The sequence below is a fragment of the Thermoanaerobaculia bacterium genome (assembly GCA_018057705.1).
Lineage (GTDB): Bacteria > Acidobacteriota > Thermoanaerobaculia > Multivoradales > JAGPDF01 > JAGPDF01.
The window spans coordinates 47,611-57,977 of record JAGPDF010000008.1; the positions used below are offsets into that span (position 1 = coordinate 47,611).

The 10,367-nt window shown below is 69.2% G+C and carries 11 protein-coding genes; all 11 read right to left on the reverse strand.

Features of this window, described 5'->3' with window-relative positions:
* Positions 1-767 (reverse strand): tetratricopeptide repeat protein (locus KBI44_04175; protein MBP9143660.1); only part of this gene is annotated, 767 nt, incomplete at its 3' end.
* Complete coding sequence (locus KBI44_04180) at positions 764-1,303, reverse strand: cytochrome c-type biogenesis protein CcmH (GenBank protein MBP9143661.1); 540 nt, start codon at positions 1,301-1,303, stop codon at positions 764-766. The genes KBI44_04175 and KBI44_04180, both read right to left, overlap by 4 nt.
* Positions 1,300-1,812, reverse strand: coding sequence for a TlpA family protein disulfide reductase (locus KBI44_04185; GenBank protein ID MBP9143662.1), 513 nt, complete (start codon positions 1,810-1,812; stop codon positions 1,300-1,302). The genes KBI44_04180 and KBI44_04185 overlap by 4 nt, the downstream gene beginning before the upstream one ends.
* A complete protein-coding gene (locus KBI44_04190) occupies positions 1,809-3,809 on the reverse strand; it encodes a heme lyase CcmF/NrfE family subunit (protein ID MBP9143663.1) in 2,001 nt (666 codons plus the stop codon). The genes KBI44_04185 and KBI44_04190 overlap by 4 nt, the downstream gene beginning before the upstream one ends.
* Positions 3,806-4,351 carry a cytochrome c maturation protein CcmE gene (locus KBI44_04195; GenBank protein ID MBP9143664.1) on the reverse strand — a complete coding sequence of 182 codons (546 nt, stop codon included), beginning with the start codon at positions 4,349-4,351 and terminating at the stop codon, positions 3,806-3,808. The genes KBI44_04190 and KBI44_04195 overlap by 4 nt, the downstream gene beginning before the upstream one ends.
* Entirely contained in the window at positions 4,348-4,497 is a 150-nt protein-coding gene (locus KBI44_04200) for a hypothetical protein (protein MBP9143665.1), read from the reverse strand. Before KBI44_04200 ends, KBI44_04195 begins: the two co-directional genes overlap by 4 nt.
* Positions 4,490-5,191: a cytochrome c biogenesis protein CcsA gene (gene ccsA, locus KBI44_04205; GenBank protein MBP9143666.1), complete on the reverse strand. Its 702-nt coding sequence runs from the start codon at positions 5,189-5,191 to the stop codon at positions 4,490-4,492. The genes KBI44_04200 and ccsA overlap by 8 nt, the downstream gene beginning before the upstream one ends.
* Positions 5,192-5,206: 15 nt before the next feature.
* Complete coding sequence (locus KBI44_04210) at positions 5,207-5,893, reverse strand: heme exporter protein CcmB (protein MBP9143667.1); 687 nt, start codon at positions 5,891-5,893, stop codon at positions 5,207-5,209.
* Positions 5,890-6,759 (reverse strand): heme ABC exporter ATP-binding protein CcmA, encoded by an 870-nt coding sequence (gene ccmA / locus KBI44_04215; GenBank protein MBP9143668.1) that lies wholly within the window; start codon positions 6,757-6,759, stop codon positions 5,890-5,892. Before ccmA ends, KBI44_04210 begins: the two co-directional genes overlap by 4 nt.
* Positions 6,760-6,771: 12 nt before the next feature.
* Complete coding sequence (locus KBI44_04220) at positions 6,772-9,126, reverse strand: hypothetical protein (protein MBP9143669.1); 2,355 nt, start codon at positions 9,124-9,126, stop codon at positions 6,772-6,774.
* A 32-nt stretch (positions 9,127-9,158) separates the two neighbouring features.
* A partial coding sequence (locus tag KBI44_04225) for a hypothetical protein (protein MBP9143670.1) occupies positions 9,159-10,367 on the reverse strand: 1,209 nt, incomplete at its 5' end.

Sequence of the window (10,367 nt, forward strand, 5' to 3'; positions counted from 1 at the left end):
GCCAGGCCCTTCCTCAGGGTGGCGATCGCCTGCGGGGTCTGTCCCAGGGCGGCCTCCGCCTGGCCTTTCGCGAGCGACGCCAGGAGGTGGTCTGGGTGCTGCGCGAGAACGTTCCCCATGAGCTGCGCCGCGACCGGCCACTGACCCATCGCCAGGCGGACCACGCCTTCCACGAACATGCCGTCGGGGTCGTTGGGCGCGACCTTCTGGAGCTCTCGCGCCTGCTCGAAAGCCTCCATCAGGAGGTTGGCGTTGAGCAGCGCGACGGTGAGCTGGCGCCGCGCCTGGAGGTCCTGCGGGGCGGCCTGCACCTGCTGGCGAAACTGGTCGAGCTGCGCCGCGACCTCCGGGGTGAGCTCGGCGCTCGCCTCGTGCGCGGTGGCGGCGTCGACCGGCGCGCCGGAGCCCGACGCCATCTGCGTCGGCTGCGCCATCGGGGCCATGGGAGCGCCGCCGGCCATTTCGTCCCTGGGCTTCGCGCCCTGGGTGGCCCAGTAGATGAGGCCTCCGACGATGGCGCAGGTGCCGACACCGAAGAGGAATCCGACCAGGCCCGCGCTGCGACTGGACGAGGCTGGGACGAGCTCGGTGCCGAAGCCCCCTCGCTGCGGGGCGCTTGGCCGCGGGCCAGCGGCGCCAGCGGCGTCGGCGTCGGCGGGGCCGGTCCCGCCGTCTCCGGCGGCCTCGCTCCTGCCCCGCAACCCGAACCAGAGTCCCGCGGCGAGCCCTACGGCGACGACGATCAGACCAGGAATCCAGACATTCATGACGGTTTCGAATCCTCCTGCGCGGGTAGGGCGGCGGAAGCCAGTGGCGCTGGGCGTTGCGGCCGCAGGCGAAGGAAGATCATCAGCGCGCCGGCGGCGAACGCCACGATCGGCATCACCCAGACCATCCAGTTGAAGCCTTCTGCCTTGGGCTCGAGGCGGATGAACTCGCCGTAGGAGCGTTCGAACGCGGCGATCACCTGGTCTTCGGAATAACCGAGGGCGATCATCCGGCGGACCTCCGCTTTGAGATCGACCGCGGAGGAGGACGGGGAGTCGGCCACCGACAGGCCCTGGCAGACCGGGCAACGCATCAGGGAGGCGACCTCCTCCGTGGCGCGGTCGAGCGCCGCGCCCGAGAGCGGCGGCCCCGCAGGGGCTTCGTTCGCGCTCGCGGTCGTCGGAGGGGTGAGCGGCAGGGGCGCTCCGGCTCCGGAGCCAGGTCCCTGGGCAGAGGCAGCGCCGGGCAGCCCGGCGCCGAGCGCCAGCAGAATCAGCCAGAAGACACGAGCGGGCAGCCTTCGGGAAGCACTCATAGCATCGCCCCCAGAGAGCGGTTGAGGCCGTCGAAGGTCACCATACCGGTGACCTTCTCGTGGACATTCCCCTGGGCATCGATCAGAAAGGTCTCGGGCACACCGTAGACGCCGAACTGGATGGCGGTGCGCGAATCGGGGTCGACCAGCGCCGGACCCCAGCTGCCGCGCTGGCGTTCGTAGGCGCGAATCGCCTCGGGAGTGTCCTGATAGATGACGCTCAAGAATCGCACCCGCCCGGCATAGCGCCGCGCCAGGGCGGCGAAGATCGGATTCTCCGCTGCGCACGGCTGACACCATGTCGCCCAGAAATTGAGGACCACCGGTTGGCCGCGCAGCTCCGCGAGCCGGATCGTCCGGCCGTCGAGGTCGTTGAGGGCGAACTCCGGCGCCGGGCGCCCGATGAGCGGCGAGATCACCTCGCGCGGGTCGTGCCGCAGCCCCGAAGCCAGCATGACGAGCAGCGGAGCGACCAGGAGCAGGCCGACGAGAAGGACCTTGCGGTTCATGCGGTGGTCCCTGCGACCGGCGCCACGACGGGCTCCCGATCGTCCTCCCGGCGCGAGAAGCGCAGGCGGGCGGGCAGCAGGCACATGGCCGTGCCGGCGGTGATGATGAAGACGCCGATCCAGATCCAGACGACGGCCGGAGTCACGATGGCCCGCATGCCGATGCTGCCGTCCGTGCCGACGTTCATCAGCGAGAGGTAGAGATCGTGGCCGATCGAGGTGCGGACTGCCGGCGTTCCGATCGGCTCCATGCGGGTGTCGTAGCGGTTCAAGGCGGGTTCGAGTGTGCCGCCGTCCTTGCCGTCGCGGGTGATCCGCATCACGGCGCGATCCGAAATTCGATGCGGCTCCGGGCGCGAGTCCACCTTCTCGTAGGTGAGCGCGTAGCCCGCGACGGTCATCGATTCTCCGGGACGCATCGTCGCTTCGGCAGCCACCTGGTAGGAGGACGAGACGGCGATCGCGACGAAGGTCACGACCACTCCGAGATGGGCGAGGTAGGCGCCGTAGCGACGCGCTCCCCGCCGGACGGCCTCGCCGACGGCATCGGTCCAGGGCTCGTCTTCGCGACGCCTGCGGGTCAGGCGCAACCCCTGGTCGAAATTGACCCAGATGGCGTAGCCGGCGAGCGCGCCGGTCAGGAGCACCCCCCAGCTGCGGCCGCCGAGGGCGAAGGTCGCGAGCAGGCCCGCGATCGCGGCCGGAATCGGAAAGAGCAGCGCGCGGCGGACGTTCTGATGGTCGGCCCGGCCCCACGGCAGCGCCGGCCCGATGCCGATGAGCAACAGCAACCCGAGACTGATCGGAATCGCCATGCGGTTGAAGTAGGGCTCGCCGACGCTGACCTTGACGCCGCGCACGAGCTCGGCGGCGATCGGGAAGAGCGTTCCGACCAGGACCGTGAACATGAACACCAGAAGCAGGAGGTTGTTGACCAGGAAGGCGCCCTCGCGCGTCCACAGCGTTTCGCGGTCGGGATCCGAAGCGAGGGTGTCCATGCGCATGGCGAGCACCACGACGGAGGCGACGAGGCAGAAGCCGAGGAAGGCGAGGAACGCGGGCCCGATCGGCGTCTGGGTGAACGAATGCACCGAATTGACCACACCGGAACGGGTGAGGAAGGTGCCGAGGATCGTCAACAGGAAGGTCACGACGACGAGAATGACCGTCCAGGCGCGCAGCGTCCCCTTCCTCTGCAGGACCAGCGCGGAATGGACGGCGGCGATGGCGGTGAGCCAGGGCAGGAAGGAGGCGTTCTCCACCGGATCCCACGCCCAGTAGCCGCCCCACCCGAGCACCTCGTACGACCACCAGCCGCCGAGCATCACGCCCATCGTCAGGAACGCCGTCGGGACGAGCAGCCAGCTGCGCAGCGAACGGATCCAGTCGCGGTCGAGACGGCCGGCGAAGAGCGCCGCCATGGCGATCGCGAACGGCACGCTCATGCCGACGTAGCCGAGATAGAGCATCGGCGGATGGATGATCATCAGTGGGTGGTTCTGGAGCAGCGGATTCGGCCCCGGACCGTCGGTCGGGACCGGCGGTGGCGTCGGCGCGAACGGGTCGGCGGGCCCGGCGATGAGGAAGGTGAAGAAGATCCCGACCACGAAGAGCGTCCCGAGCATGTAGCCCAACTGGTCGGGCGCGCTCTTGCGCAGGTGGAAGGCCGCCCCGGCGGTGAAGGCCCCGAGGACCAGGCCCCAGAAGAGGATCGAGCCGTCGAGCGACGACCAGAGCGAGACGATGGTGATGTGCAGCGGCGTCGCGAGCGACCCGACCTGCGCCACATAGGAGACCGAGAACTCGTGGGCGACGAGGGCGTAGATCATCAGCCCGGTCGCGAGCGTCATCATGACCGCGTAGAGGTAGGCGAAGAGGCGGGCACGCGCGACCCCGGAAGCCGAGCGTCGCTGGGCAGCGGCGAAGCTCATCACGGCGCCGCTGGTCGCGAGCAGGAGCGCCGCCAGCACGACGGCCCGGCCGAGAATGGAGATCATCGGGGGCTCTCGGGCTCGAGGGTCTCGGCAAGTTCCTTGACCGACCGGGAATCGCTCTTGCCGGGTGCCTGGTACTCGTTGTCGTGCTTGATCATCAGGCGGTCGGTCGCGAAGGTGCCGTCGGCCTGGAGCGCCCCTTCGACGACTACGCCGATCCCTTCGCGGAACATCGCCGGCGGGACCGCCGTGGTCGAAACGACGACCGTCTCCGCACCGTCGGTCATCTTGAACTTGAGGCCGAGGCCGCCCTCCCCGGTCTCGATCGACCCGGGGGCGACGAGGCCGCCGAGACGGATCGTGGCGCCTTCCGCCTTGCCGCCGTGGGCCCGCAACTCGGTTGGGCTCCAGTAGTAGACGAGGCTCTTACCGAGGCCGCCCAGGGCAAGGAAACCGAAAGTCCCGGCGGCGATGAGGATGGCCGCCAGCGCCAGAAGCCGGTGGCGCCGGACTTCCGCCCGGGACTTTTTCGACGCGCGCGCGGCATCTGCGGCCGACCCGGCCGGTGGCACCGTCGATGGGGCCTGCTCGTTCTCGTCGGTCATGACTTGCCCTCCTTCTCGTGCTGCTGTCGCGTCCGCCGGAGGAGACTCCAGGTATAGGCAACCAGGCCGACGGCGGTGATGCTGTAGGCGGCGATGACGAAGTTCCAACCGCCGACGATGACTCCTGCGGGGGTGTTTTCAAGCATGCGGCACCTCGATCATGGACGCGCGCTCCGGCAGCGCGGTTTCCGTGCTGCGCCGCCGGGCGAGCTCGAGGCGGGCACGGCGGACGATGAACCAGGTGGCGGCCAGGGCGAGGCCGATGGCGTTCAGCCGCAGCGGCAGCACCATAGCTGGATCTACGGTGGCGGGCGAAGACTGGATCTGATGCAGGCTCCGCCACCAGCGCACGCAGAAGTAAACGAGCGGCACGTCGACGTACGCGACGATCGCGGCCACCGCCGTCAGGCTCGCCCTGCGGTCCGACCCGGAGGCGAACGAGCGCAGGGAGAGGACACCGATGAAGAGCAGAAGGAGAACCAGGGAGGTCGTGAGCCGGACGTCCCAGTCCCACCAGACGCCCCAGGTCGCCCGACCCCAGAGCGACCCCTGGATGAGCAGCAGGGCGTTCAACACCACCCCGGCCTCGGCCGCGGCGACGAGCGTCGCGTCCCAGCGTTCCCTGCCGGTCCACAGCGAGCCGATGGCCGAGATGAAGGCGCAGGTGAAGCAGAGCAGCGCCGCCCAGGCGGTCGGCACATGCACGTACATGATGCGTTGGACGTCGCCCATATGGCGTTCGGCCGGCGCCAGGAAGAGTCCGATGTACGAGCCGGCGAGGACGAGGGCGACGGCGGCGAGCCCCACCCAGTGCTCCCGCGGCCAGCGCGCTTGCGAAATGCCACGATTCACGGTTCAGCCCTCCTCGATGACGAACGGGAAGAGAATCCCGCCCAGGGACCAGTAGATCAGGTCGAAACAGAGCAGCAGCAAGGCCCACGAGCGCATCTGCCCCATCGGATCGCCGGTCAGGACGAGGGCCAACGCCTTGCACGAGGCCATCAGCACCGGAACCACGAGCGGAAAGAGCAGCAGTGGCAGGAGGACGTCGCGGCTCCGCAGCTGCGCGGTCATGGCGGCGTAGAGTGTTCCGGGCGCCGAAAGTCCGGCAGCGGCCAGGCCCCAGATGAGGAAGAAGCTGCCGACATTCGCCGGCTCGAGCTCGACGCCGTACAGCACGACGCCAAACAGCGACAGGCCGGGCGCGAGCATCGCCAGCGAGATCGTGTTGGCGATCGCCTTGCTGTAGAAGACGGCGCCCGGCCGCACGGGCAGCAGCAGGATCCCTTCGAGGGCGCGGCGCTCGTGCTCGATCCGAAAGCTCTCGGCGAGCGCCAGGGTCGACGACAGCAGCAAGGCGATGACCAGGAAGCCGGCGGCCCCGGCGGTCAGGGCTTTCGAGTCCGGCCCGACGGCGATCGAGAAGACCACCAGCGACAGCAGGCCGAAAACGCCGACGGCAACGAGACGTGCTTTGGCCCGCCACTCGAGCCGGAGGTCTTTGGCGAGGAGCGTCAGCGTCTGGCTCCGGAGCTCGCTCATACGGCCCCCGCGGGCGCGGCGATCCCGGACAGAACACCCGGGAGATCGCGGGCGGCGCCCTGCCAGGTCATCTGGCCGCGGGCGAGCAGCACGGCCCGGTCGGCGATCCGCGAGGCCCGTTCCAGGTTGTGCGAGGCGATCACCACGGTCTTGCCTGCCTTGCGGTCGGCGGCGATCCAGTCGGCGACCAGGTCCTGTCCGGCGGCGTCGAGCGCCGCGAACGGTTCGTCCAGAAGTACCAGGGCGGAATCTTCGAGCCGCACCCGGGCGAAGGTGAGACGTTTCTGCATGCCGGCGGAGAAACCGGCCACGACGGTGTCACTCTCGGACTCGAGGCCGACCTCCGCGAGACGCGCCCGCAGCTCCGCGTCGCTCGTCGGGCGGCCGAGAAGCCGCGCCCACAGGCGGACGGTCTCGAGCGCGGTGAGAGGCTCATAGAGATAGGAGGCATGCGAGAGCAGGGAGACATTTCGGCGCCATCCGAACGGATCGGATGCGAGGCTCTTGCCAAAGACCTCGAGCTCGCCGACCGTCGGGCGCAGGAGTCCAGCCAGCAGTCGCAGAAAGGTCGTCTTGCCCGAGCCGTTGGGGCCGGCGATGAGCAGCACCTCGCCACTGGGGGCGTCGAGGTCGAGATGCGCGAGCGCCCACTTCTGCCCGTACCGGCGGGACAGATCGCGGGCGCGGAACGCCGTGGGTGGCGTCTCGGATCCTGCGTCGGCGGCAGTCACAGCGGCTGCGAATCCGGGCGGGCGAGGCGGCGTGCCGACAGGGAGGGAGCAGGGCGCATGAGGCTCCGTACGATACCGCAGCTGCGGGGTGAACCTTCCCACCCTGGCAGCCGGCGTCAGGCCGGCATCGGGCATCGGAAACGCCCCCTAGAGCCGATAGCCGAGCTGCAGGAAGAGCCGCTCGCCCTCGAGGTCGTCGCCCGTGGCCGACTCGAACTCGCCGAGCAGGTAGAACCGCCGTCCGAGCTGGAGCGTGCCGGAAAGGCGCAGCCACCGGTTCTCCCGGACTTCGCGTGTCGCCAGGAGCTCGGTGCTGGAAGTCCCGAAGGTGAGCTCGAGGTCGTGGCCGCTGCGAAAGTACTTCTGGATCCGCAGGCCGGCGCGAAAGCCCTCCGAGGTGTCACCGGAGAAACCCGAGTAATCCGCCCCGATGAGCATGTTCCAGTTGAAGACATTGCTGTGGTAGACGTTGGCGTTGTAGGTGAGGCTGCGATCCGGACTTCCCTGCTTCCAGCGCTGGCCGGCCGAGAAGTTTCCCCGCACGGACTTGGCGGAGCCCAGGTAGGCCGTGACGCGGTAGCCCTCCCGCAGCGAGTTGTCGAACAGTTCTTCGGGAGTGAAGCGGTCGTCGAGAGTGAGGATCTGCCGCGACTGGTCGTAGCTCACACCGAAGCGCACCGCCTTCGAGACGCTGTAGCTGCCGGAGAACAGGACGTTGCTCAACTGGCTGCTGTTGGCGTTCGGACGATCCTCCCACTTGTGGCCCAGATCGAACTCGGCGCGCTCGTAGAGCGACCAGCGGCTGCCCGAACCCTGCCGACCGTAGAAGGAGAGGTACTCCCGGTTGGCCTCGCCGCCCAGGTAGTCGCCGATCGCTTCGAGCAGGTACTCGGCGTAGAACGGTTTCCCGACCGTCTGGTCCAGCCAGTGCACGAAGCCGCCATAGGCGCGACCGGGGCTCGCGAAGTCGATCTGATCGCCGTTCGAGCGCGAGCCGTAGAACGCTCCGAGGCTGAACCGCCGGGTGGCGTGAAACTCGCCAACCCCGCCGTCGAGGTAGTCGAAGCCGACCAGCGGACCGGAGATCAGCCGGCCGACCTGGTAGGTGAAACGGGCCTCCGGCGGCTCGTAGGAGAGTGTCGCTTCGTAGAGACGGTCGTTGTCGCGCGACTCCGTCCCGCCGGAGGAAAGCTGGATCTGCTCGCGGCTGGCGGTGCCGCGGAGCCGGAAGTCGAACTTGCTGCCGCCCAGATGGCCGGCGTAGATGTTGATCAGCGCCGACTCCTGGTTGAAGTCGCGGCCGGCCGGACCGCCGTCGCGGAAGCCCTGATACCGCAAGGCGATCGAGCCGGAGTAGTCGGTGTGTTCCGCGGGGTCCCACCCCGGCGGCTTGCCGCCCTTGCCTTGGCCGCCGGGCGCTGAGGTGCCGCCGCCCGCCGCGGCCGTGGCCGCCCCATCCTCGGCCGCCGCCGCCATGGCCGAGGCCGGCAACGGGCCCGGGATCACGAGGTCGCCGACCTCGATCGCGGCCTTCGTCTCGATGATCGTGCACGAGGCCGAGCGGCTGGCGATGAAGGCGATCTCGAGCTCGGCAATGTCGGCCGCGACGCCGGAAGCGGCATCCGGGCGCACCACCTTGACGCGTTGGCCGGCCGCCAGGCCGGCGAGGCGCCCGGCATCGAGAAAGATCTCTTCGGCGAGCACCTGGCGGACCCGGATCGGTTGCGCCTTCTCGGGCACGGCAGTTTCGGCAGCGGGCGCGGGAGCGGGAGCGACAGGCTCCTGCGACGCCGGCGCCGGCTCCGGCGCCGGCGCCGGCGCGACTTCGAGTGGTCGCACGCGGTCTCCTTGCGTGATCGGCCGGATCTCGCGATCGATCCGGCAGGTCGCCGAGTGCTCGCCCATCAGTACGACCTCGAGCTCGCCGATCACCTGACTTCCGCGCTCGACGACGAGGCGATCTCCGACCGCCACCGGCTGCGAGTCGACGAGCGAGATGTCGACCGCTCCGCGCAGGACACGGCGCACGATCATCGTCTGGTTGCCCGGGTGTTCGACCGCGAAGGCGGCCTTCGGATCGGCGCCTGAGGAGGCGGCGGCGCGCGTTGCGCCCGACGCGCCGGACGCCGGGGCCGGGGCGCTGCCCGGCACGGCCAGCCGAACCAGGTCGCCGCCGGCGATCGCGCCGCTCATGCGCTCGATCCGGCACGAAGCCTTGTGGTTGCCGAGCATGGTGACTTCGAGATCTGCCAGCTTGACGCCGTCGCGTTCCACGACGAGACGCGTGCCGATCGCGAGGCGCTCCGTGCCCGGGACGTCGACGTCGACCCGTCCGGCGACGACGCGCGCCACGGTCATCGGCCGAGAAGCCGTGCCGCCCTGGGCCGCGGCGAGCGCAGCGAAAGAGAAGAGGCAGAGCAGGAACGACACCAGTGTTGTGTGTCGAGTCGGGCGCCGGGCCGCGCGCGAAGCGGCGGCCGGAGAAGCGTGGAAGTCCGTCATCGGTGAGTTGGCTCTCGGGTCGTTCGTGCCGCTCAATCGCGGCCTTGCGGGTGACACTGGTAACAGGCCTGGCTCTGGTAGATGTAGCCGCCGACCTCACTGTGGTCGTTGTTGGTCTGGTTCTGGCTGTGTTCGTGACAGAGGATGCACTCGAAGACGCCGAAATTGCCCGGACTCACGTGGCAGGAGGCGCAGGGGAGCTGATGGTTCCCCGAAGTGATCGGGAAGTAGGTCGAGTGATTGAAGCTCGACGGTTCCCAGGCGGTCGTGCTGTGGCAGTTCTCGCAGGTGGTCGGGAAGCCGGCGCTCCCGTGGTCGGGGTCGTTGGTGCCGTTGTAGTCGCTCTGATGACAGGCGAAGCACTGGCTCGGGGTTCCCGAGTAGCCTCCGGCGTGGCACTCGAGGCAGCTCGCTCCGGCGTGGGCGCCGGTGAGCGGGAAGCCGGTCGAGGCATGGTTGAAGCTCGCCGGCTGCCATCCGGTCTCGGAGTGACAGTTCTGGCAGGTGTTCGGGAAGCCGGTGTGCGGCGGGTTCCCCGCCCCGTTGAAGTCGGACTGATGGCAGGAGAAGCAGGCCGTCGGCGTCCCCGAGTAGCCGCCGCTGTGACAGTCGAGGCAGGCCGTGGCGAGGTGCGCGCCGCGCAGCGGGAAGCCGGTGGTCGCGTGGTTGAAGCTCGCCGGCTCCCAGGCGGAGACGCCGTGGCAGTCCTGGCAGCTGTGCGGGAAGCCGGTGTGGCTGGGATCGTTGGCGCCGTTGTAGTCGGTCTGGTGACACGAGAAACAGTCGGTGGGTGTTCCCGGATAGCCGTTCTGGTGGCACTGGGTGCACGCGGCGGAGCGGTGGGCGCCGTTCAACGGGAAGCCGGTCGCGTTGTGATCGAAGCTCGCCGGCTGCCAGGCGGTCACGCTGTGGCAGTTCTGACAGGTGTTCGGGAAGCCGGCGTGGCTGGGATTGTCGGCGCCGTTGTAGTCGGACTGGTGACACGAGAAACAGTCGGTGGGCGTCCCCGGATAGCCGTTCTGGTGACACTGGGTGCACGAGGCGGAGCGGTGGGCGCCGTTCAGGGGGAAGCCGGTGGCGTTGTGGTCGAAGCTCGCCGGCTGCCAGGCGGTCACGCTGTGGCAGTTCTGACAGGTGTTCGGGAAGCCGGCGTGGCTGGGATTGTTGGCGCCGGTGAAGTCGGTCTGATGACAGGAGAAGCAGTCCGAGGGCGTTCCGGCGTAGCCGTTGCGGTGACACGA

Excerpts from the sequence above, each read along its gene's own strand:
- KBI44_04180 (MBP9143661.1), bottom strand. The coding sequence starts at position 1,303 with ATGAGTGCTTCCCGAAGGCTGCCCGCTCGTGTCTTCTGGCTGATTCTG.
- KBI44_04210 (MBP9143667.1), bottom strand. The coding sequence starts at position 5,893 with ATGAGCGAGCTCCGGAGCCAGACGCTGACGCTCCTCGCCAAAGACCTC.
- KBI44_04220 (MBP9143669.1), bottom strand. The coding sequence starts at position 9,126 with ATGACGGACTTCCACGCTTCTCCGGCCGCCGCTTCGCGCGCGGCCCGG.
- KBI44_04190 (MBP9143663.1), bottom strand. The coding sequence starts at position 3,809 with ATGATCTCCATTCTCGGCCGGGCCGTCGTGCTGGCGGCGCTCCTGCTC.
- ccmA (MBP9143668.1), bottom strand. The coding sequence starts at position 6,759 with ATGCCCGATGCCGGCCTGACGCCGGCTGCCAGGGTGGGAAGGTTCACC.
- KBI44_04195 (MBP9143664.1), bottom strand. The coding sequence starts at position 4,351 with ATGACCGACGAGAACGAGCAGGCCCCATCGACGGTGCCACCGGCCGGG.
- KBI44_04200 (MBP9143665.1), bottom strand. The coding sequence starts at position 4,497 with ATGCTTGAAAACACCCCCGCAGGAGTCATCGTCGGCGGTTGGAACTTC.
- KBI44_04185 (MBP9143662.1), bottom strand. The coding sequence starts at position 1,812 with ATGAACCGCAAGGTCCTTCTCGTCGGCCTGCTCCTGGTCGCTCCGCTG.